This is a genomic window from Bremerella sp. P1, assembly GCF_028748185.1.
In the GTDB taxonomy this organism is placed as follows: Bacteria; Planctomycetota; Planctomycetia; order Pirellulales; family Pirellulaceae; genus Bremerella.
In genome coordinates, this window is the sequence record NZ_CP118164.1 from 2,521,804 (window position 1) to 2,544,522 (window position 22,719).

The window sequence follows — 22,719 nt, forward strand, 5'->3', positions numbered from 1 at the left end:
TGCTCTATTCGTAAATGGGGAAGAAGGTGTTAAAGGCCGCCTCGCAAAAATGGCCTGGGTCGTTGAAGCGGCGATTCTGATTCAAAGCCGACAGGCCAGACATCTGGTCTTTCGTCAGCTCGAAGTCAAATATTGCCGCGTTTTCCTGTAGGTGTTTTTCGCTGCTCGCCTTGGGAATAACAATCGTCCCGCGCTGCACGGCCCAACGCAGCAGAACCTGTCCTGGTGTCTTGCCTGCTTCTTTGGCGATTGCTTGAACGACATCGTTATTGATCAGCGACTCGCTCTGCTCGGCCATGCCCAGTTGAAAGTAAGAGCTCGGACCGAACGGAGAAAACGCGGTCACGGCGATCTCTTCCTGGGCGCACCAGCGCAGGAGCTTCTCTTGCGTCAGACGTGGGTGCAGTTCTACCTGCAGCACGCTGGGGCGAATCTTCGCATAGGAAAGCATGTCCCGCATGAGCGACACGCCGAAGTTGCAGACGCCGATGTCCTTCGCCAGGCCGGCCTCGACCAGCGACTCCATCGCTTCCCAGGTCTCACGGATCGGAACCGGCTCGGTCACCAGCCCAGGACTGTCCGCGGCCGGGTCGTAAAACCACTCTGGCGGATAGCGATCTTCGAAGGGGACATACTTCAGCGCGATCGGAAAGTGGATCAGATACAAGTCGACGTAGTCGAGTCCCAGATCGCTGAGCGTTTTCTCACATGCCGGCCGCACGTGTTCCTTGGCGTGGTAGGTGTTCCACAGTTTGGAAGTGATCCACAGCTCTTCCCTGGTGGCTATACCTTCGTCGATGATTCGCTTGATGCCCTGGCCGACTTCAATTTCGTTGCCGTAGTCACATGCACAATCGAAGTGGCGATATCCGGCCTTCGCGGCGGCCACAATCACGTCGGCACATTGCGACTTGTCGATCTTCCAAGTACCGAGCCCAAGCATGGGCATGTGGGATCCGGTGTTGAGCGTTTGTGTATTCATGAGGTGAGCCTGGAGGGGAAAGAATCATCAAGCGTGGGCCACTATAACACAATCAAATGCCCCTGTCGGCGATTAAGCACCAGGGTGGCCCAGAGAGCTTTCTCTGGGTAGCCGCAGGCGACAAGCGGCTCTTGGTCTGGGTAGGAATAGAACGGGATGACTCAATCCTCGACGACATCCGTTTTCGAGCCGCTCGTCGGCAAAGCCGAACCAGAGATGAATCTCTGGGCCACCCTATTCATCGAAAACTCGCACGACCGGCGTAACAATCCTTCTTATGCGTGCGACTTTGCCCCGAATTGGCTCTCCGGCTTGCATCGCGCCGGTTTACGAGCCAGAATCGTAATATCTCGCCCAAATTGCCAAAAACCTCGGTAAGCGTCTCGCTGCTCGGGTGAGGCCCTTTCCGATATCGATCCCATCGCACAAGTCACACGACGAGGAAGTCCATGTTTGCCCGAATCGTTTTGTCTGCCTGTTTCGCTCTGGTAGGCGTCGCCTACATCACTCAGCCAGCCTACGCTATTCCATTCTTCTGGGAAGTCTTCAACGAGAAGGTCGTTCCGGCCGATCCGAAGGAAGAGCCTGCCAAGAAGTTCGCTGCTACCGCCACCGAATCGAAGTGCAACGTGTGCCACATCGATGGTCAAAGCAAGAAGGAACGCAACGCTTACGGTGTGGCTCTGGACGAACTGTTGGACAAGGCCAACTTCGACAAAGAGCGTCTCGAAAAGGAAAAGGACAAAGCGACCGCCGAAGTGGTTGCCGCGCTCGAAAAAGTGAAGGCCATGAAGGTGAACAAGGAGGATGATAAGTCCCCCACCTTCGCCGATAACATCAGTGCCGGCAAGTTGCCATCGGAGATCGCCAAGGCCGAGCCGATGCCAGAACCAACACCGGAACCGATGCCGATGGAATCGGCCGCGGAAGAAAAGACCGGACTGGTTCTCGATCAAGCCGCGCTCGACAAACTGAAAGCCGACATCAAGAAGGAAGTCAAAGCGGAACTCTCGACCGAACTACGCAAGAGCCTGGCCGATGCAATCAAGACGCAGCTGCAGGTCATCGAGATCGTCAAAGCCCATCCGCTGGCTCCTGTCGACGACGCGACTGAAGAAGAAGCGATCAAGCAGATCACGGCTCGTGGTGGTCGCGTGAACGTGCTGGCCCAGAACTCGGACGAGAAGGTCGTGTCGTTCCACCTGAGCGACAAGCCGATCGATGACGCAGCCCTGGCCCTGGTTCGCAAGCTACGCAACGTGGTCGAGATCAATGCCCGCGGAACCAACATCACCGATGAAGGGGTCAAGCAGTTGGTCGGCCTTCCTAATCTTCAGAAGCTGAACCTGGCCCAGACCGGCGTGACCGATGCGGCTCTGATTTACCTGGTGCCACACACGAAGCTTTCGTACTTGAACCTGTACGGCACCAAGGTCACCGACAAGGGCATCGATGTCCTGGTTAACCTGACCAACCTGAAGAGTCTTTACCTCTGGCAAACCGGCGCCTCGAAAGAAGCGGCGGAAGAGCTGGAATCGCAGCTAACCGGGTTAGAAGTAAACGTCGGCAGCTAACGACTCATGTCCCCTCCCTCGCACAACATTATTCACCAGCTAGCAATAAAAGGAGTTCACGTACTAGGCTAGGTAGTTGTGTACGAATTCCCAAATTGGGAGCCAAGCCATGGAACGTGAACTCTGGATTGCATTATACAAATTGGCTCGCCAGTGCGACGCCAATCCCTGGTGGGCGATGACAAAGTTTTTTCGATTGGGAGATCGTGAGCGTCTACTTGTGGGCGGTTATTCACGATCGACCAACCTGCTGGGCATGCGAGCCGGGCAACTGGCCTGACGATCTCAGGCCTCGGAAATTACCGTCTCAACCGACGATGAGCCGACGCTTGCCAACCACGGAAGTTCAGGCACTGCTCGCTCAAATGGAACGGTGCATGATCGCGGTGGACGATTTCGGTTTTGTCATGCTCGTTGATGGCAAGCCGCAAATGGTGAGTCATTGCAGCAAGGATCCCGATGCCCGTTGGGGCCGCGCACGACGCGGCTACGGCAAGGGCTACAAGGTCCACGCGATCTACGGCTCGAGCAGCATGCCGCTGGCCTGGGATGTCGAACCGCTCAACGTGGCCGAAACGCCGGTTGCAGTTCGGCTTCTCCCGATCCTAGGGAGAGGCGGAGGCTATCTAGTGGCTGATCGTGGATACGACAGCAACCAGCTCCACGACGCGGCGATGGAAGCCGGTTATCAACTGGTGGCCGAAAAACTGCGACCAGGAAAAGGCTTGGGGCATTGCCGCCACAGCCCAGGACGAATTCGCTGTTTCGCCCTACTAGAGCAGGAGTTCGGTCGCGCCCTAATACGGTTCCGGAACCAGGTCGAACGAAGATTCGCCTGGCTTGGCAATCACGCCGGAGGCCTCGAACCACTACCCAACTGGGCTCGACGAATACACCGCGTCCGCGAGTGGGTTCAAGCCAAACTTCTGATCCATGCCATGTACATGCTCCTCAACCTTCATCCTCCACCGCTAGCTGGTGAATAATGTTGTCGCAGGGAGAGGGCTAGGGTGAGGGTTTATGGAGCGATGAGCATCGCCAGCCAAAGTTCCTCTCCCATTTCGATCCCAAGGGCGGAAGGCCCAGCCGACGACGCTTGGTGCGTTGAAACGCGTTCTAGGATCGAGACTAATCCTCTTCCGGATTCAATCGCTGATAGGCCTCATCGGCCCAGGGGGAATCCGGATTGAGCTCTAGGCACTTCTGCCAATGGCCGGTCGCTTCGCGTTCGCGACCTAGTTCGTCGAGCGTGCGGGCCAAGTGATAGTGGGCATCGCAGTAATCGTCATACACTTCGATCGCGTCTCGCAGGGCCGAGACCGCTTCGACGAGTTGCCCTGCTTCGGCCAGCACGCAGCCGAGGTTTGCCCGGGCTTCAATCATGTCGGGATCGAGCTCGATCGCCGTGTGGTACCGCTCGATGGCTCCGTGCAGATGGCCTGCCCGGTATAGCAGTTCGGCCAGGCGGAACGATCGCTCGGCACTCGCCCCGCCGATTGCCAGGGCAGATCGCAGGCAGCGGATCGCTTCTTCCAGCTGCTCGTCATCCTCGTAGTCCGCGGCACGGGCGTCCCACTGCTCAGCCGTTTCCGGTTCGTAGCTTCCGGGATCGACGACATTGAACTCTTCGGAGAAGTCCTCATCGCGATCGAAGTCGAAACGCATCTGGCCGCCTGGTTCGACGAGCCCTTCCCCTTGCCGCAGCAGAATGTCGCGGCCTTCGACCATCACCGAAAGCTGCACGAGTGGCCGCTGCACGTCAGGGAGGTATTCGGAAATTGCCGACAGCTGACGTTCGATCCGATCAGGCGATAAGCCGGAAGCCAGCATCGCGGCCAACTGCTTGGCGGTGGCGACCTCGCGGTAGTCGAAGTAAGGGAGGCTGCGAACTTGCCGGGCCGGAACGATCAGCCCTCGCCGATGCCAGCGACGAATGATCGACTTAGAGACCCCCAACAGGTCCGATAGCATCGCCGGCGTATAAAGTCGATGCAGCTTCTGATGGGGTTCAATCAGGCCAAGCCACTGCCAGAGGGTTGTTTCGCTGATGAATTTCAGATCGCCGGCGGCCGCCTTTTCCTGCAGCTCGGCCGAGATGCCCTGATCTCCCAAACCGGTCAGATCATTCTCTCCAAAGACGATCACATCGACCCGCTCGTCAACTTTATCGCTGGGGGTAGCATCGGCTTCGCGCAGCGCCGTAAAGACCTCGCGCCGTGTCATACCGGCCAGTTTGCCGATAATCGCGACGCGTTTGCCCGACAGATCGCCGGCTTCGTTCGATTTGGCCCAGTCCGTTGCCACGTGCCACTATCCCAGAAAGCGGGCTGCCCTGGCCGGTCCCCAAGCGCGGGAAAAAGCTGGAGCAAACCCTTACGTTCTCTTCGGTTAAAGGTACTGTAACCGGGCCCCGTAGACTAGGCCCGGAAGCGCCGTAACCTTGTTTCCTGGCACAAGATCGATTACCTATGAAGACTACCCAATCACTTCCCTGCTCACGAGTTTGCTATGTCTCGGATCGGAATTCTCACCGTCTTGTTGTCCCTCACCTGGGTTGCCAGCGCGGCGGCCGAGAACAATTACAACGTGCTGTTTATCGCCGTCGACGACCTACGACCCGAGCTGGGCTGCTTCGGGCGATCGCCAACGGTAAGTCCCTCTTTGGATGAACTGGCAAAGCATTCGGTTGTGTTTCGCAACCATTTCGTCCAGGTTCCCACGTGCGGTGCTTCTCGATTCGCGCTGCTCACCGGACGCAGTCCCGGCAAGACCAGCGCGATGGGGAACGAAGCGATGTACAGCGGAAAGAATGCCCTTTCCCAACAACAGCTCCCCGGGGCACAGTCGCTGCCGGAACTCTTCCGTCGGAGCGGCTATCACACGACGCTGATTGGCAAAGTCTCGCATACGGGCGATGGCAAGGTGTACGCCTACAACGGCAAAGGCGACGGTCGCGATGAAATTCCACATGCCTGGGATGACCTGGCGACCCCTTACGGTCCGTGGAAGCGCGGCTGGGGGATCTTCTTCGCCTATGCGGACGGAAAGCACCGCGAGGACGGTGGCGGTCATCGTGACCTGATGGAGTTCACCGTCGAAAAGGACAACGAGTTGCCAGACGGCCTGATGGCCGAGACGGCTATCGAGAAGCTGAAAGCCTACAGCAAGAACGATAAACGTTTCTTCATGGGCCTGGGTTTCTTCAAGCCGCATCTTCCCTTCGTGGCGACCAGGCAGGACTGGGAAGCAGTCGATGCGATGGACATTCAGCCGGCACCTCATGGCACCAAGCCTGACACGGCCTATTGGCATACGTCCGGCGAGTTCTACAAGTACAAGACCGACTACCCCAAGACCAACCCGCTGGCCAAGAAGGATCAGATCACCGCTCGCAAAGCGTACCTGGCCTGTGTTCGTTATACGGACCGTCAAATCGGCAAGGTCCTGTCAGCCCTGAAAGAAACGGGCCTGGAAGATTCGACGATCGTCGTCGTGTGGGGTGATCATGGTTGGCACCTGGGTGAAAGTGCGCTATGGGCCAAGCACACTTCGCACGAACGCGCTCTGAACAGTCCCCTGTTTATTAAAGTTCCCGGTGTGACCGACCAGGGACAGATGACCACGGCCCTGGCGGAGACGCTCGATATTTACCCGACCTTGATTGAGCTGTGCGATCCGAAGTTTCAACAGACCGAGCACCCATTGGACGGCGTAAGCCTGGCACCGATTGTGCAGGGCTCCAGTGACAAGGTTCGTGATGTCGCGGTCAGCTACTGGCGGGGCAATCAGGTCAGCATTCGCGACGACCAGCATCGACTGATCGTGCAGATGCAAAAGGGAACCCCGCAAAAGATGGAATTGTACGACATTCGAGAAACGCCTGACCCGATTCAGAACCTGGTGAAGGAAAAGCCGGATGTCGTCGCGAAGTTACTCCAAACCGTGCAGGATGCCTCGCCGTAATGAAGTTACCCATCGATCTGCAGTTTCTGAGACGTCCGTTCGAACGCCGCACGCCGCCAGGCTCGGCACCGGGGACGGCAACCAAGCCGGACGAGGAAGTCGCTAGCCGCATCCAGGTGGTTGCCTTCGGCCCGGATGAATTCGAGGAAACTGCGATCGATAACGTCGATCAAGTTCGCGATTACCTGGGCAGCTATGACGTGACATGGATTCATGTGCATGGCCTGGGCAATACGGTGCACTTTCGGCAGCTGGCCGATCTGTTCGATCTGCACCCTTTGGTCTACGAAGACATGTTGCATCCGCATCAACGTGCCAAGGCCGAGGAATACGGCGACTACGCATTCATTGTCGTACGCATGGTCGAAATGGATCCACATCTCGATACGCGGCAGCTAAGTATGGTCGTAGGCGACAACTTTTTGCTAAGCATCGAGGAAGCCAGCGACCATGATCGACTGGAGCCTGTACGCGAGCGTCTACGAAATCGGGTTGGTCGAATCCGGCAGATGAACGCGGACTACCTCTCGTATGCTTTGATGGACTCGGTGATCGATCACTACTTCCCCGTCGTTGAATCGTTTGGCGACCGGCTGGATACGCTCGACGATCCCTTGGCCGCCGGTTACACCCACGACATCATCCCCAAGATCCAAAAGATCAGCAGCGACCTGCTCACCATTCGCCGCAACTTGCTCCCCCACCGGGAAGCGATTCGCAACATGATGGGAGCCCGCTTCACACGGTACACCGACAATACGTCGGTCTTCTTGCGCGACGCCGACGACCACACGTCGCAGCTGCTCGACGCGATCGATGCCTACCGGCAGATTTGCTCGGACATGCGGGACTTCCACTTCGCCCTGACCAGCCAAAGGGCCAACGAGGTGATGAAAACGCTGACAATCATCGCCACGGTCTTCATTCCGCTCAGCTTTATCGCCGGCGTCTATGGGATGAATTTTGAATACATGCCGGAGCTCAAATGGAAGTTCGGCTATGAATTCGCCTGGATCTTGATGCTCAGCGTGTCCGGAGGGCTCATGACGTGGTTCTATACCCGGGGCTGGTTCAAGGGATAAGCGGCCGGAGCGAACCCATAGATAGCAGGGGTCTGCCAACGAAAACCGAGTTAATCCATCCCTCGGTCCACGTTATTACGCGTAAGTCTTTAGATTGAATTTCCAATCACCTCTGTTGAGGGGGGTGAAAACCGATTAATCTGGGACGAGTCCTCGTCTTGGCGTAAGTAGTTGCGTTAGACTGGAGATAACTCATCTGACGGCAAACTTTTACGAAGGCCGCACCCAGCAAGGATAGAAAAGCTCCTCGATGGTAGCTCCGTGGAATACCGAGGCGATCGACTCGCAATTCAAGGTCGTGACGCCTGAGAACATCGCGTTCAACTACCAGGTCGCCGGACCATTCCGTCGCTTGCTTGCGTTTCTATTGGATCTGGCCATTCGCGGAGCGGTCATTCTGGCCTTCTTCATCGCCCTGAGTTGTGCCGGAATCGGAAGCGTTTTCGTCAATGCCGGGCTCGAAGATCTCATGTTCGCCCTGATGACCTTGGCGGCGTTTTTCTTCAACTGGTTCTACATGGCCGCGTTCGAGTACTGGTGGAACGGCACAACCCCAGGCAAGTGGCTATTGAACCTGCGGGTGACCACCGACGAAGGGGAGCCGATCAATCTATTTCAGTCGGCCGTGCGAAACCTGTTTCGCTATGTCGATATGTGGCCCATGGTACCGCTCCCTTTCGCCGTGATGCGGGAAGAGATGACGCCCGAGCCGATCGTGGTGACGTTTCTATTCGCGCTGATCGTACCGATCTTCAATCAACGGTTCCAGCGGATTGGCGACCTGATCGCCGGCACAATGGTCGTCATCGAAGACCGTTCGTGGCTGATGAAAATTGCCAAAATCGAAGACGACCGGGCACGCCTGTTGGCCGACTATATTCCACCCAACTTCGTGGCTCCGCGGAGCATGGTCAAAGCGGTGGCTACCTACGTCGAGCGAAGACGTTACTTCACGACCGCGCGGCGACGAGAAATCGCACGGCACCTGGCCGAACCGCTACTGGAAAAGTTTGGCCTCCCGGCCGACACCAGCTACGATTTACTGCTCTGCGCACTGTATTATCGAACGTTCCTATCGAAACACTCAGCCGACGGGACGAAGGACGATTCGCAGCTGCTGGGGGATGGAACGATGAGGGAGCATTCCAACCCTTATCTGGCGACGGCGAAAGCACCGGTCGGAGCGGAATCGAAGTAAAGGAATTATCACGGTGAAAGTTGCTCAACTGATCGAAAAACGGCGTGTGTATTGGCAAGAGCTGGAGAATCTCTGCGCTCAGATGTCCAACTCGCGCAAGAAAACGATCGGGGCCCGCAACATCGCTCGGTTCGCCACGCTGTACCGCGCGGCCTGTGCCGACCTGGCCTTGGCCGATAGTTATCAGCTACCACCCAACATCGTCGATTACCTGCACAAGCTCGTCGGCCGTGCCCATGGCCAGCTATACCGTAGCCGCCGCGTCGATTGGTCGAAGATCGGGGACATCCTCTTCCGCCAAATCCCGCGCGAGATTTTCCAGGATCGCTGCGTTCAGCTGACGTTCTGGCTGTTTTGGATGGTCTTTCTGCTGGCCGGTTATATGGCCGCCAATCCAGATCGTTTTCCGAACTTCGCCGCGGACATCGTCGGTGCCGAAAACATCGACATGTACGAGCAGATGTACGCCGACGATCCAAGTTCGCGCAATAATGGTCCGACCGCTTCCGGCGCCGCGTTCTACGTCAATCACAACACGGGCATCGGCATCAAGTGCTTCGTCGTGGGGATCACCGTGATCGGTGGCATCTGCGTGCTGCTCTACAACGCGGCGGTCTTGGGGGCCACGTTCGGACACATGGCGAGCCCTAACGTTTCGGAAGAAGTAAGCGAGCACTTCTTCGAGTTCGTTACTGCCCACGGTCCCTTTGAGTTGACGGCCATTGTCCTGGCCGCCGGGGCCGGTCTGCGTATCGGGTTCTCGCTGATCAGCCCCTACCATAAAGAAGAATCGCTCCAGCCTGACGAACTGCCGGAAGAGGAAGAAAGCCTCTTCGATAAGTCGCGCCGGGTCGCCTACGAAAGAATCGATTCGCTGCGGATTGGTGCCAAGCGTGCCCTGCCGATCATGGGTGCTTCGGCGATTCTCTTTATCCTGGCGGCAATGATCGAAGCATGGATCTCCCCTTCTCCACTGCCTGAGCAAGCGAAGCAGGTTGTGGCCATCTTTTGCAGTGGTCTGCTGATGGTCTACTTCATCGTGCTCGGCTATCCGCGAAGGGAATCCGATGCAGCTTGATAAAACACGCATTGCGATCCGCGAACGCGAACTGCTCGAGATCTACGATCTGGCGTTAATCGTGATGCGCGTCTACTGGTGGAAGATCGTGCAGGCCCTGGCCATCACGGCGGTCCCGTTGACGTTGATCAACGCTGGCCTGTTGTGGGTGATGGAGCCTGACCTGGTCGTCAACGAAACAGCCGGTCTGTTCATTTACTACATGATCGCCCTCATCTTCCTGGAAGCTCCCTTGGCGGGTCTTCCCATCACGCTGCTGTTGGGCGATGCCTTATTCCACGAGAAACCGAATTGGCGGCGGATGTGCACAGGGCTCTGGCCGGTGATTCCCCGCATCTTTTGGATCATTGTCGTGCTCCGGGCCATCTTGCCGGGCATGGCATTGGCATTCATCGGTTCCTTCGACGAAGACTTTATCGCCGGCACGCTGCTGTTTTTCTTATGCTGCTATGCCGCGATCCTCCGAGCGGTTCGCCCCTACATTGGCGAGATTTTGATCCTGGAAAAGAACCCGGTCTTCTCGCGTCAGAAAGATGCGATCACGGTCGGTCGCCGCAGCTCGGCCCTGCATCAACCGAACTTTGGCGATCTGGTCATCCGCGCGATGGCCTCGAGCATCAGTATCTTGCTGGCGGCCAGTATCGTCATGAATGTCTTTGGCCTCCGCGGCTTCGTTTTCGGTCAATGGAACTGGGACGACATGTTCCTGTTCATCTGGTTCCCCATGGCTTTGTGGCTGGTGGTTGCCTTTATGACCGTGGTGCGTTTTTTGTGCTACCTGGACTTGCGCATCCGCCGAGAAGGCTGGGAAGTCGAACTTGTCCTGCGGGCCGAAGCCACACGCATGAAGGAGGTCGCCGGATGATGCGCAGCCTTCTTGGAAAACTCGCTCTGTTCTGCCTGTTGCTATTAGTCCCGGTACTACCCCAGACGCATGCCCAAGAGTGGGATGAGTTTGGAACCGGCACGCGTTCGATCCAACAACCGGTCGAGCAAGGACGCGAGGCACTAGCGAATATTCCCCAAGCCAACTGGTACGACAGCGAATCGGACGAGGTACGTACCATTCCTGTGCCTGGGGAAACCAAGATGCCGGACACACGCCCCGGTGCCGCGAAACAGAAGAAACCTGCTGCGGCACCTGCGGCCCGCGGCAATTGGAATTTCCCAAGCCTCGGTGGCCTGTCGTTGGCCTCGATTGCCATGTACTCGATCTTGATCATCATACTCGGGTTCATTACTTACCTGATCTATCGAGCCATTAGCTCAGGCGGCGCGAACGAGTCAAGTTCGTACGTGCCTGAGGAACACGAGGATGAAAAGTCGCGCCAGGTCGATCGCGTCGAGCATCTTCCGTTTGAGGTTAAGAAGAAGGACGGCAACTTGCTCGACGAGGCCCGCCGCTGTTACGAGTCGGGTAACTTCAACGAGGCAATCATCTACCTCTTCAGCTTCCAACTGCTGGAACTCGACAAGGGACACGTTATTCGCCTGGCCAAAGGAAAGACGAACGGTCAGTATCTCCGCGAAGCTGGCCGCAACCGCGACCTGCGGAAGATCCTGCAAGGCACCATGAACGCATTCGAGGATGTCTTCTTCGGCAATCGCAATTTGACCCGCGATCGCTTCGAGCGTTGCTGGAATCAGCTCACGCAGTTCAATCAACATCTCGCGGGAGGTGGCGTATGAACGGCTTAAGCTCTTCCCGCTATCTCGTCCTGCTGTTGCTGTTGGCCTGTGGGATTATCGTTGGCTGTGGTAAGCCCAGCAGTAAGCTCCGTACGGCTTACGGCAAGCGAACTGGTAATGAAGCTGGCAGCGTCAACGGTACCAAGGCCCTGTCCGAGATGTTCCGTGAGGCAGGCTACTACGTTCGCAGCTATAGCGCTGTCTCACCAAGCATGCTCCGACACAACGTGATCGTCTGGTTCCCCAATAGCTTCGACGGTCCAACTCCTGAATTTCGCGACACCATTTTGAGATGGCTGGAAGAGGAGGAAGGTCGCACGTTCATCTACGTGGGACGCGACTTCGACGCTTCTATCCAGTATTGGAATGATGTGCTTAACAAGGTCGACCCAGCGGAAAAGCTTGATGTCATGCGACAGCGCAGCCTGGCGATCGAGTCGTTCGATAAGCTGCGAAACTATCAATCACCGCAAGCAGACTACCAGTTCTACAAGATCGAACGGGACGCCCCGCGGCGGGTTGCCTCATCCCTTTCGGGACCTTGGGCCAAGGGGATCGACGCCAGTAAGACTCAGATCGAACTGCGATCGCGAATGATCCCAGCCGATGAAGATACGATCTATAAAGGTTTCGATACCTTCGACGAAGATGCTGTTCCCATTCATTTAGTGGAAGATTCGGAGATCTTGCTAAGCACGGGCAAAGAAGCAATCGTTGCTCGCCTGGGAAGCGACTATAGCGACAATCAAATCATTTTGGTCAACAACGGTTCTTTCCTGTTGAATCTGCCGCTGGTCAATCCAGAACACCGCAAGTTAGCGGCCAAGCTGGTCAATCAGTGCGACGAGTCTTATTATGCCCCCGACAGTGTGGCCTTCCTGGAAACAGAAGGAGGCGTTCGCATCATGAATGCGGATCAGTCCACCGACGGCAACAGTGGTTGGGAATGGCTCTCGAAATGGCCCCTGAATTTGGTCGGCCTGCAAATGGCCTGGTGGCTGATCGTCCTCTGCTTTGCGTTGTACCCCATTTTCGGTCGCGCGAAGAAGTTGCCATCGGCCGAGACATCCGACTTCAAAAAGCACATCGATTCCGTGGGCGACCTGCTGCAGGCAACCGATGATCACGGTTACGCTCAGCTACGCGTTCAGCAATATCATCAAGCAATGAAAGGAGACGCCGTCTACCGTCGATCGAAGGTACGTCGAGGCGAGGGCAAGTAAGGCCGGTACTCGACGAACAACAACTACAGCAAATTGACAAGACGGCGTGCATTACGATAAGCGAGCATCCATGAGTAGTTCCACCCCTGACATTATCGAATTTCCTTGTAGCGGCTGTGGCAAGAAGTTGCGTGTCGGCCCGGAAGCCGCCGGCAAGAAGGCACGCTGTCCGCAGTGCGACAACGTGCAGGTCGTTCCCACTTCCAGCGAAGCGAACGGAACCAGCCAAGTGGTAGGTGAGCCGCCCACCGAGGCATCGCCCGCACCTCCTGCCGCGGAAGCAACACCAAGCGGCAGCTTGGGGGACGATCTTTTCGCTAGTATGGATCAGCCCAGCGTTCAACCTCCTGCTGAACAACCGCCGGCCCAGCTAACTCCAGAGCCAGAGGCCCCGGCCCAACCGCTTCGCCCGACCAGCACAACGCTGCAGGGGCACCATGCGGATGACTCGGCTTTCTCGGAGACGCGCGATCTCTTCCAGCGCATCACCGACGAGATCTCGAAGATCTACGTGGGTCAGGAAGAACTGGTGCTTGGTACGCTGGTCGCCCTGTTCAGCGGCGGACACGTGCTGATCGAAAGTGCTCCGGGTCTGGGCAAGACGCTCTTCGTGCGAACGCTCGGACGCGTGCTGGGGTGCAACTTCGGTCGTGTGCAGTTCACTGCCGACTTGATGCCGTCGGACATCACCGGTGCGCCATTCTTCGATATGAAGTCGAATGAGTTCCGCTTCCGCCCCGGTCCGATCTTCACCCAGCTACTGCTGGCCGACGAAATCAATCGTTCGCCTGCCAAGACGCACGCCGCTCTGCTGGAAGTGATGCAGGAATTCCGCGTGACGATCGACGGAACGAGCCACAAGATCGATCGCCCCTTCCTGGTGATGGCCACGCAAAACCCGATTGAGTCGGAAGGGACCTACAACCTGCCGGAAGCCCAGCTCGACCGCTTCATGTTCAAACTGAACCTCGACTATCCGAGCGAACTGGAAGAATCGGAAATCTTGAAGCAGCACAGCCAGCAAGTCGACATCAACAAGCGTCTCGACGAAGAGCTGGAAGTCATCGCTTCACCCGCCAAGATCATGGAAGTCACCAAGCAAAATGGGGACGTGCTGATCGCCGACAAGCTGATTGACTACATCAATCAAATCGTGCGTCTGACCCGTACGTGGCCGCAATTCCACTTGGGGGCATCTCCTCGAGCCGGGATCACGTTGATGCAAGGGGCACGCACCTTGGCCGCGTTCAATGGCCGTGACTATGCCGTGCCTGACGACGTGGTTCAGATCGCCTTGCCTGCTCTGCGGCACCGTATTGTCCTTTCGGCCGAAGCCGAAGTGGAAGGGCACACGGCCGACGAGCTACTAAAAGAACTCATCCGCACGATCGAGGTGCCGCGTCTGTGATCTCGATCGTACAAGACTTCTTCGTCGGACTGTGGGATAACGTCCTCACCCAACCCATGATGCAATTGCTGGCCATGGTGATTCCGTTGGCCATTCTTGCTCGGTGGATGCGGACGACGCCCACGATCTGGCTGGCCCTGACCTTCGCGGCGCTGATGCCGGTGCCAGTGATCGCCATTTTGCTGGCCGACGCCGGCAGCCTGATGGGACCGATCCTGTTCCTGCTGGCGGTTGCCTTGACGGTGGGCATCTTTTCGTTTGTTCAGTTTCTCGCCCATTCCCTGGGGTGGAAGCGTTTCCAGGTTTCCTTCCTGCCATTCTCCGCACGCGTATGGCTGGGAATAACCTTCATGGCGGCGTTGGGCATTTGCGTGCTGTTTGCCTTCGCTACGATCGGCAACTCGCTCACGTGGGTTGCCTGGACGCTGCTGGCCTTGAATATTGCCATCGCGGTGATTGCCGCGATCGACCTGTCGAGCCTGCCGAGTGCGAAGGACTTTTCGGTCGAGCGCGAAACGAGTCGCATCGCTTCGCTGCTGAAGAAACAAAAAGTGATCCTGACCATCACCTACAAGGGTCCACTCAATCTTCACTTGTCGGTCCGCGATGACGTCCCGCAGCAATTCCAGGCCGTGCCGGAAGAGTTCAACCTGGACGTTGAACCACGCAGCCGGACGACCGTGCACTACGAAATGGAACCGACCAAGCGTGGGTCGTTTGCCATGGATACGGTTTTCATCCAGGTCGATAGCAAGCTGCGATTCTGGAAAAAGATCGTCAAGGTCCCGGCTCATATCGCCATCAGTGTTTATCCCGACATGAAGCAGTTGGCCGAGTACGCACTGCTTGCCCGTACCAACCGCCTGAGCCTGGTCGGCGTGCGGCGTACGCGGAAGGTTGGGCAGGACCATGATTTTGAACGCCTGCGCGACTACACGCGGGACGACAACTACAAGCATATCGACTGGCGAAGCACGGCTCGGCGACGGCGCTTGACGGTTCGCGAGTTTCAAACCAGCCAGAGCCAGCGGATCATGTTCATGATCGACTGCGGGCGCATGATGACCAACGAAGCGGATGGCATCAGCCTGTTGGATCATGCGTTCAATGCCATGCTGATGCTCAGTTTCGTTGCGCTGCGGCAGGGAGACTCGGTCGGGGCGATCGCGTTTTCCGATCGCGTTCACAAGTACGTGCCACCCAAGTCCGGCGCGAACCAGATGAATCATCTGCTGCATGCCAGCTACGATCAATTCCCACAGTTGGTCGAATCCCGCTACGACGAAGCGTTCATGCATCTGCGGACGAACTGCCGAAAGCGGTCGCTGGTCGTGCTGATCACCAACGTGATCGACGAGGTCAACTCGCATCAGATCGAGCAGTACCTGACGACGCTGGTCGGGCGGCATTTGCCGCTGGGCGTGCTGCTGCGGGATCATCGCCTGTTCGACGCGGCCGAGAATGAAAAGCCATACGGAGCCGAGTTATTTCGGGCTGCGGCCGCCGCCGAAATCCTTACCTGGCGGCATCACGTGCTAACCGATCTCAGCCATAAAGGGGTGCTGGCCTTGGATGTCTTCCCAGAAGACTTAACCGCCAACCTCGTGAATCAGTATCTCGAGATCAAGGCGCGGCATCTGCTTTAAACGGCTAGCGATGCATCGTCTGCTGGTCGGCCTGAATGCTCTTGGCGACGGACCAACCCCGAAAGCCCTGACCGCGGTAGACCGTCACAGCATGCTTGCGATTGGGACCGACTTCCACTTCCACCTCTTCCAGCAGCTCGATCGATTCAAACGCCATCTTGAGGGGAAGAGGGATCTCGTCTTCCTGGTGGGCTACGAGCAGAAAATCCTGGCTCTCCGTCGCTTCCGGTCCGCCCCAAACATCGTATTGCGAGAGAGGAAACTGGTTATCTCCCCAGAGGTAAACTTTCGGATGCTGCGGCATGTAGAAGGCCAGCTCCGAGGCGACCGCTCGACCGGCCGTCACGATCATGGCCTGCGATCCGGCCTGGTGTGTTTCTAAACGACTGCCGACTTCGTTGCCGAGTTCTTCCCAGCCTCTTAGCCGAACCAGCACATCGACCTTGCTTCCATTGAGTCCCAACATCGGCAATGCCAGCGGCATCGCATAGGTGCCTGCCAGGAAGATCGCACCGACGGTAGCCGCATAGCGTAAGCGCGTCTCGCTGCCCTTGAGAAACAAACCAGGCAATTGAAAACGGCCCAGTGCCCAAGCGGCCACCAGGATGATACCGGCACTGAAGAAGGGAGCCGGCCAATTCAATTCCAGTCGCTGCTTCAAACTCAATCCCAGGACGAGCATCATCGGCAACGCGCTCAGGCAAAGCAAATAGCGTTCGCGACGTCCGACGCTGCGAAACGCAAACAGACCGAATGCTGTCACGCAGGCGAACAGAAAGAACGTGACCGGCGAAATGACGCCGAACAACCCGCCGACAAATTCCAGGGAAACGGCCACGCGGCGCAGAAGCGTCACCGGTTCGCCTTGGAAGTGTTCGCTGGTGTGATGCAGCGTGACCCAGTCGTGTTGATAGTTCCAGTAGAAAACGGGAGCGAGGAACAACAAAGCTCCGACAGCACAGACGTAAAGTGTCGGGCGAATCGCTTCGTGTCGGTCTTCCCGTGAAAGTAGGACGAACAGTCCACCAAAGACCAGCATGCCGGCCATGGTTTGCTTGGTCAGCAGGCCGAGACCGATGACAACGGTGGTTGCCACCAACCATTTCCAACGATCTTCCCCGCGTTCCAGTAGTCGCCAGAAGCAATACATGGCGACGCTCCAGAAGAAGAGGAACGGAGCGTCGATGGTCATCAACAAGCTCATTGCCGCGTTACCAGGCGTCATCGCTGCCAAAAGCGTCGCCCAGAAACCGACCTTCGCATCGTACATCCGGCGGGCCAGCAGAAAGACAAACGCCAGGCTGCCTGTTCCTAGTAGCGCCGCCGGCAGGCGAACGGCGAATTCGTGATCGCCCAATAGTCGTGTCGACAAACCGATGATCCAGGCGATCATCGGGGGCTTGCTGAAGTAACCGTAATCCAACTGCCGCGACCAATCCCAGTAGTAGGCCTCGTCGTGGACCAGGTCGAAGGGATCGAAAGCCAGGTAAAGAATCCGAAACAGTCCCAAGCCCAGCAACAGCCAGATCGCTCGGCGAGTCCACAAAGTCGAGTCTTCTGAATCGGCCTTCATGGCCTCAAGTGGTGTATTCATGCGTTGGTTGCTAGTTTCGATTCACTCGCCAAATGAGTGCCGCGCCGATCGTGATCAGGACGGCATTGGCAATCCACACTGGTGCCGAGCCGAACGTTCCTTCGCGGGCCGTCTGTTCGCCAATGACCAGCAGCGGGTAATACAACAACAAGATAGGCAGGAAGCAGGTAAAGAAGGTCGAAACGTTGTCCGAAGACTTTCTCCAAATGGCAACAGGGATGCCCATGCAAACAAAACAAAAGACACCAAAGCCATTGGCTAAGCGGCGCTGACGCTCGGCCTGCAAGCGAAATAGTCGCTTTTGATGATGGTTGAAGTGATGCTGAACATCCTCGACCGTCTCGGCTCCGGTGATCGTGGTCACATCGGAAAGTTTAGCTTGAGCTTCCTCGACGATGACCTTCTCTCGATCGATCTGCTGTGGAATCGCTTTCAGGGTGAGGTTCGCCGGAGACGAATTGTCTTCATTCAGTTCGATGGAATTAAGATGATCAAGATAGATCACACGTTCGTCGGGGAATTCGAATGAGCCTTCCTCGCCGAATTCGACCGTACCATCGCGGCAGATCAGTTGCAGGATGCCTGTCTCGGGATCGGTCTTCAGTTCGGCCTCTTCGACCTCCAGGTAAATCGACGGCTGTGAATCGGTCGCCGCGACCTGAAACGTCGGGCTGATCAACTTGCGATCTTGCACCGACTTCACCGTCACCGAGAAGCCAGACATCTTGAAGTTGCGTTGCGTCCGCAGCACGCCGTAGACCGTATCGTCTAAAGATTCGGCCACCACGCGGTGCAGGTTCGGCCGAGACCATGCCGCACAGGCATCGTACATCCAGAAGGTAAAGAAGCTGAGAAAGTAGGCCAGCGTGAGCACCGGCCACATCAATTCCATGGGATTAATGCCAGCCGACTTGATCGCCGTGATCTCGTTCGAGGCGGCCATGCGTCCGAAAGCCGTACAGACGGCGAACAGCATGCAGCCGGGGATGGTGTACCGCAGCATCTCAGGAATGAAGTAGGGCAGCATGTTCAGGATCACCCCAGGAGGCAACCCTTTCTTCAGCCCTTCGTTCACACCACCACCGACCGTCATCAGAAGCACGGTGATTCCGAGGCAGAGCAGGAAGACCTTGGTGATCTCCCACAATACGTACCTCTGGATCGTTGACATGAGAAATCTGTGCTTTACTTACGCGGCGGAATTTTTACGAACGTTGTCTTCGTGGCTCTCACGCGAAAACGGCACCGTTTCCGCAACACTCAGAGCCGATGTGTCCGACTGTTTCCAGCCGTACATTCCCACGTATAAAGTGAGGCCGGTAAAGTAGACGATCGCGCCACTCCAAGCAATATCACTCAGGTAATGCCCCCCCTCGGCGATACGGGAAGCACCAACACCAGCTCCACATAAAAACCCAACGACGAATACGCACGCCGCTGCTGTTGGGTTCTTGCGAAGCAGTAGAAATGCTGGCAGCAGGAAGACGAATCCCATCGAAGCGTGACCGCTGGGGAAAGACTTGGCCATCTCGTAAGGCCCAATCGTTCCAGGCGGAACATAGTTGTACTCACCACCAAACACGACCGTATCGATCGGACGCGGACGCCCCCAGTTAGGCTTCAGGACTGTGTTAATCAGAATCCCCGGACCAATGAGGATGGCAAGCGAGCAGAACATGGCACTCTTTCGCCAGCTTGCTAGTGAAGCGAAGAGATAGCTGCCAATCCACGTCGCCACACTTGCCACGCCAAACAGGATCGCGGGAATCGGACCGTAGTCGTAAATCGTGGTCGCCAAAAGCGTTTCGCCGTAGGGAAATGGATCTTCTCCCTGGGCACGGAAGAACTGGTGTGTTGTCACCAGATCAAGCTGCGTCAGGTAGCAAAGCGCCGTGATCGTTGCCAATAGCGTCAGCGGCACGATGGCCATCCAGATCAGCATTCGCTGAAAGGAATGAGCCTGAGGCCTGAGTTGTGTATGGTCCGAGTCGGGCATGGTCGACAAGTCCGCGGCCAATCGCGCGTGAGACAAAGACTTAAAGTATTCAATGGATGTCGCTCGGCTTTCCGAATCACCCTAAGCGAAACGTCTGTCCGAATTCTATAGCGAAGGTTACTACTACCCGAGATGAGGGTTTCGACGCAAGACACATCTGCAGTCGAAGCACGCTAGCAGCGACTAGGCGACAAGGCTGTAGATGAATAATCCCAAGCCAGCCAGCGCGATCGCGACACCAATACTCCGCGACACCTTGGAAGCCGGTTCAATCCAGTGGCCGATCCAAATTCCCAGCCCCAGCAGCAACCCAGTCCCCAGCAGCAGTCCAAACAGATATGCCAGCGGCAGCGAATCGGCCAAGCTTTCTCTTCCATGAACGTAGCCTTGAAAAATACCGAAAAGGGCCACGGCGACTGCTAGCAACAATTCGGGGTATCTTCGCCCTGGAATCAGGGCAACCCCCAACAAGATCACCGAGAACGCGACGATCGGTTCGCCCCAGGGCAGCCAGATCCCGCTTCCATTGAGGCCTGCCCCGGCCATCAAGCTGCTGAGAAACACAATCGGAACTGCGATCGTCGATCCCTTTTCGACATGCACCACCAGCAGACCGATGGCCAGTGTGGCCAGCAGATGATCGATGCCAAACCAGGGATGCAACACGCCATCGAGAAAACTGTTCCTGGCTACCAAGCCGTCGACAGGACCAGCCCACGCTTGCTGAGTCAGCAGCGGGATCAAGAAGATGGCCCAAAGGTTTCGGGCAAAGCTCATGGGGTGTTCTCGATGAGGTGAAAGGAGAAGGCCACCCTTATTATCGGCTAGGTGCCACCCAAAAGTTTGCGGACAGCTGCTTGCACGTCGTCCTGCCGCATCAAGCTTTCGCCAACCAGAACGGCATCGACGTCATTCTTCTGCAGCAGAAGAATATCGTCGTGCGTGAAAATACCGCTTTCTCCGACCAGTACACATTCGTCAGGGATTTGTTGGCCAAGTCGAATCGTATGATTCAAGTCGACCTCGAACGTTCGCAGGTCGCGATTATTAATGCCGACCAACTTGGCACCAATGTTGAGCACACGCGCGACGTTTGACTCTTCGTAAAGCTCAACCAGCGGTGTCATGCCCAGTTCGCAGATCTGATCGTGCAACGACTTGAGTGCATCGTCGTCTAAACACTCGGCGATTAATAACACCGCATCGGCACCGGCTGCCCGGGCTTCGACGACCTGGTAAGGATCGAGCACGAAGTCTTTCCGCAGGATCGGCAAGCCGACTTCGCTGCGAATGGCGACCAGGTAATCCAAATGACCTTGGAAGAACGACTCGTCGGTCAGGCAGCTGATGCATGAGGCGCCGGCCGCTTCATAGTCTTTGGCAATTTGTACCGGATGAAAGTCAGGGCGAATCAATCCCTTGGATGGACTGGCCTTCTTCACTTCGGCAATCAGCTTGACCGCGCCGCCTGCGGCCAGGGCTCCGAAGAAGTCCCGTGGAGCCGGTGCGTCGGCCATTCGGGCTTCGACTTCTGCGAGTGGACGGATCGCCTTCGCTGCGGCAATCTCTTCCCACTTCTTGGTGACGATCTTATCGAGGACGGTCGGATCAGCCATGTTCTTCTCTTGCGGCAGATTAATGTCGGAAGTGACGAACACCAGTAAAGATCATCGGCAGCTTGTGCTCGTTGCACGCGTCGATCACTTCCTGATCCCGCTTCGAGCCACCTGGCTGAATGAATGCCTTGACGCCTGCCTTGGCGGCTTCGTGAATCGAGTCCGGGAATGGGAAGAACGCGTCACTGGCCAGCACGCTACCGGGTGCACGGTCGGCGGCCTTCTCGATCGAAATCTGAACCGAGTCAACGCGGCTCATCTGCCCTGCCCCGGCACCCACGAGCGAGCGGTCTTTGCACAGGACAATGGCGTTCGACTTCACGAAACGGCAGATCTCCCAGGCAAAAAGCAGCTCCTGCTTCATCGATTCCTCGACCTGCGTTTCGGTCACGACCTGCCAGGTGCTTGGATCATCGAGCGAGAAGTCGGTGTTCTGAACGAGCAGGCCCCCTTCGATCCAACGCGACTGGAACTCCGGACGAGCACCTTCCAGTGGTCCGACTTCCATCAAGCGAACGTTGCTCTTCCATTTAGGCTTGGTGGTCAGTATCTCCACCGCTTCCTTTGAGAAGCTCGGGGCGGCGATTGCTTCGACAAACAGACCAGGCGTCGAAAGGTATTCCGCAGTAGCCGCATCGACTTCCGCGTTCATACCAATCACGCTACCAAACGCACTGAGCGGATCCCCCAGCATGGCCTTCTCACACGCTTCGGCCAGTGTCGAAGCCGAGGCCGCACCACAAGGATTGTTGTGCTTGATCACCGAAACAGCCACATCCGGCAGACCGCGGGCAATGGCCAGTGCACTGTCGAGGTCGAGCAAGTTGTTGTACGAAAGTTCCTTGCCGTTGAGCTGTTTGGCATCGACCAGCGAGGCACCGTTAAACTTCGGCACCGCGTACACGGCACCTTGCTGATGTGGGTTTTCGCCGTAACGCAGAACGGCTTTCCGTTGGAACGACTGACGCAGCGTTTCTGGGAAGGCACAGTCGTCGTCCTTCTCGAAGTAGTTGGCGATCGCCGCATCGTAGGCGGCTGTATGGGCAAACGCGGCAGCGGCCAGCTTGCGACGAAGACCAAGCGAGGTCTTTCCGCCGTTCTTCAATTCGGCCAGGATCTCGGGGTACTGACTTGGTTTGCAGGCAATCGTGCTGAAAGCATGGTTCTTCGCGGCAGCACGCACCAGGGTAGGCCCGCCGATATCGATTTGTTCGATGGCCTGGGCGTCGGTGACTCCTTCTTTGGCAATCGTTTCCTCGAAGGGATACAAGTTCACCACGACCAGGGGAATGGCGAAGATGCCGTGCTCGCCGATGGCGGTCATGTCGTCTTCACGATCGTGTCGGCACAGAATCCCACCGAAGATCTTCGGATGCAGCGTCTTCAGCCGGCCATCCATCATCTCGGGGAACTGGGTGTACTCGGTGACATCCTTGACCGGGATGTTGGCTTCTTCCAGGTGACGCCGGGTTCCACCTGTGCTGTAGATGGTGACCCCAGCTTCCACCAACCCTTGGGCGAATTCGGTCAGGCCTTCCTTGTTGCTGACACTGATAATGGCATTTTGAATGACAGGGTCGAGAGACATCGTAGAACCAATCTAAATCTGTATACCGAGAACGGAACCCAGGAGAGAGAATCAGCTCCCTTTGTAGGCTGGCGAGTGGGAA

General features: G+C 56.9%; 20 protein-coding genes. 12 read left to right on the top strand and 8 right to left on the bottom strand.

The annotated features are described in order from the left end of the window. Nucleotides 1-4: 4 nt before the first annotated feature. Nucleotides 5-982 carry an aldo/keto reductase gene (locus PSR63_RS10390; protein WP_274333032.1) on the bottom strand — a complete coding sequence of 326 codons (978 nt, stop codon included), beginning with the start codon at nt 980-982 and terminating at the stop codon, nt 5-7. 449 nt (nt 983-1,431) lie between these two features. Between PSR63_RS10390 and PSR63_RS10395 the strand changes: the two genes are divergently transcribed. The 3 genes from PSR63_RS10395 (at nt 1,432) to PSR63_RS10405 (ending at nt 3,542) form a co-directional block, all read left to right on the top strand. After that, nucleotides 1,432-2,556: a hypothetical protein gene (locus PSR63_RS10395; RefSeq protein ID WP_274333033.1), complete on the top strand. Its 1,125-nt coding sequence runs from the start codon at nt 1,432-1,434 to the stop codon at nt 2,554-2,556. A 109-nt stretch (nt 2,557-2,665) separates the two neighbouring features. Next, nucleotides 2,666-2,836: a hypothetical protein gene (locus PSR63_RS10400; RefSeq protein WP_274326707.1), complete on the top strand. Its 171-nt coding sequence runs from the start codon at nt 2,666-2,668 to the stop codon at nt 2,834-2,836. 37 nt (nt 2,837-2,873) lie between these two features. Continuing rightward, nucleotides 2,874-3,542, top strand: a complete 669-nt coding sequence (locus PSR63_RS10405) for a transposase (RefSeq protein ID WP_274326708.1) — start codon at nt 2,874-2,876, stop codon at nt 3,540-3,542. Between the two features lie 142 nt (nt 3,543-3,684). Here the strand turns inward: PSR63_RS10405 and PSR63_RS10410 are convergent, their stop codons facing one another. Next, a complete protein-coding gene (locus PSR63_RS10410) occupies nt 3,685-4,860 on the bottom strand; it encodes a tetratricopeptide repeat protein (protein ID WP_274333034.1) in 1,176 nt (391 codons plus the stop codon). Nucleotides 4,861-5,064: 204 nt separating this feature from the next. Here PSR63_RS10410 and PSR63_RS10415 point away from each other — a divergent pair, with 204 nt between their 5' ends. From PSR63_RS10415 to PSR63_RS10455, 9 genes are all read left to right on the top strand, one after another. Beyond that, nucleotides 5,065-6,519, top strand: a complete 1,455-nt coding sequence (locus PSR63_RS10415; protein WP_274333036.1) for a sulfatase — start codon at nt 5,065-5,067, stop codon at nt 6,517-6,519. Beyond that, a complete protein-coding gene (gene corA, locus PSR63_RS10420; protein WP_274333037.1) occupies nt 6,519-7,601 on the top strand; it encodes a magnesium/cobalt transporter CorA in 1,083 nt (360 codons plus the stop codon). Before PSR63_RS10415 ends, corA begins: the two co-directional genes overlap by 1 nt. 250 nt (nt 7,602-7,851) lie before the next feature. Then, on the top strand, nt 7,852-8,799 hold the full coding sequence (locus tag PSR63_RS10425) for an RDD family protein (protein WP_274333038.1): 948 nt from the start codon (nt 7,852-7,854) through the stop codon (nt 8,797-8,799). 13 nt (nt 8,800-8,812) lie between these two features. After that, nucleotides 8,813-9,877, top strand: coding sequence for a stage II sporulation protein M (locus tag PSR63_RS10430; RefSeq protein WP_274333039.1), 1,065 nt, complete (start codon nt 8,813-8,815; stop codon nt 9,875-9,877). After that, nucleotides 9,867-10,742 (top strand): hypothetical protein, encoded by an 876-nt coding sequence (locus tag PSR63_RS10435; protein WP_274333041.1) that lies wholly within the window; start codon nt 9,867-9,869, stop codon nt 10,740-10,742. Before PSR63_RS10430 ends, PSR63_RS10435 begins: the two co-directional genes overlap by 11 nt. Continuing rightward, nucleotides 10,739-11,566 (top strand): DUF4129 domain-containing protein, encoded by an 828-nt coding sequence (locus tag PSR63_RS10440; RefSeq protein WP_274333043.1) that lies wholly within the window; start codon nt 10,739-10,741, stop codon nt 11,564-11,566. Before PSR63_RS10435 ends, PSR63_RS10440 begins: the two co-directional genes overlap by 4 nt. Further along, nucleotides 11,563-12,789: a DUF4350 domain-containing protein gene (locus tag PSR63_RS10445; RefSeq protein ID WP_274333045.1), complete on the top strand. Its 1,227-nt coding sequence runs from the start codon at nt 11,563-11,565 to the stop codon at nt 12,787-12,789. The genes PSR63_RS10440 and PSR63_RS10445 overlap by 4 nt, the downstream gene beginning before the upstream one ends. 70 nt (nt 12,790-12,859) lie before the next feature. Then, nucleotides 12,860-14,197 carry an AAA family ATPase gene (locus PSR63_RS10450; RefSeq protein WP_274333047.1) on the top strand — a complete coding sequence of 446 codons (1,338 nt, stop codon included), beginning with the start codon at nt 12,860-12,862 and terminating at the stop codon, nt 14,195-14,197. Then, nucleotides 14,194-15,843, top strand: coding sequence for a DUF58 domain-containing protein (locus tag PSR63_RS10455; protein WP_274333049.1), 1,650 nt, complete (start codon nt 14,194-14,196; stop codon nt 15,841-15,843). Before PSR63_RS10450 ends, PSR63_RS10455 begins: the two co-directional genes overlap by 4 nt. A gap of 4 nt (nt 15,844-15,847) precedes the next feature. Here the strand turns inward: PSR63_RS10455 and PSR63_RS10460 are convergent, their stop codons facing one another. From PSR63_RS10460 to purH, 6 genes are all read right to left on the bottom strand, one after another. Further along, on the bottom strand, nt 15,848-17,437 hold the full coding sequence (locus PSR63_RS10460) for an ArnT family glycosyltransferase (RefSeq protein ID WP_274333051.1): 1,590 nt from the start codon (nt 17,435-17,437) through the stop codon (nt 15,848-15,850). Nucleotides 17,438-17,447: 10 nt separating this feature from the next. Continuing rightward, nucleotides 17,448-18,608 carry an LptF/LptG family permease gene (locus PSR63_RS10465; protein ID WP_274333052.1) on the bottom strand — a complete coding sequence of 387 codons (1,161 nt, stop codon included), beginning with the start codon at nt 18,606-18,608 and terminating at the stop codon, nt 17,448-17,450. An 18-nt stretch (nt 18,609-18,626) separates the two neighbouring features. Then, complete coding sequence (locus PSR63_RS10470) at nt 18,627-19,433, bottom strand: phosphatase PAP2 family protein (protein WP_274333053.1); 807 nt, start codon at nt 19,431-19,433, stop codon at nt 18,627-18,629. Between the two features lie 183 nt (nt 19,434-19,616). Then, complete coding sequence (locus PSR63_RS10475; protein WP_274333054.1) at nt 19,617-20,210, bottom strand: HupE/UreJ family protein; 594 nt, start codon at nt 20,208-20,210, stop codon at nt 19,617-19,619. Between the two features lie 47 nt (nt 20,211-20,257). Continuing rightward, the gene (gene trpC / locus PSR63_RS10480; protein WP_274333056.1) at nt 20,258-21,049 is read right to left on the bottom strand and encodes an indole-3-glycerol phosphate synthase TrpC; all 792 of its coding nucleotides are present in this window, start codon (nt 21,047-21,049) and stop codon (nt 20,258-20,260) included. Between the two features lie 19 nt (nt 21,050-21,068). After that, entirely contained in the window at nt 21,069-22,637 is a 1,569-nt protein-coding gene (purH, locus tag PSR63_RS10485) for a bifunctional phosphoribosylaminoimidazolecarboxamide formyltransferase/IMP cyclohydrolase (protein WP_274333058.1), read from the bottom strand. Nucleotides 22,638-22,719: the final 82 nt, after the last annotated feature.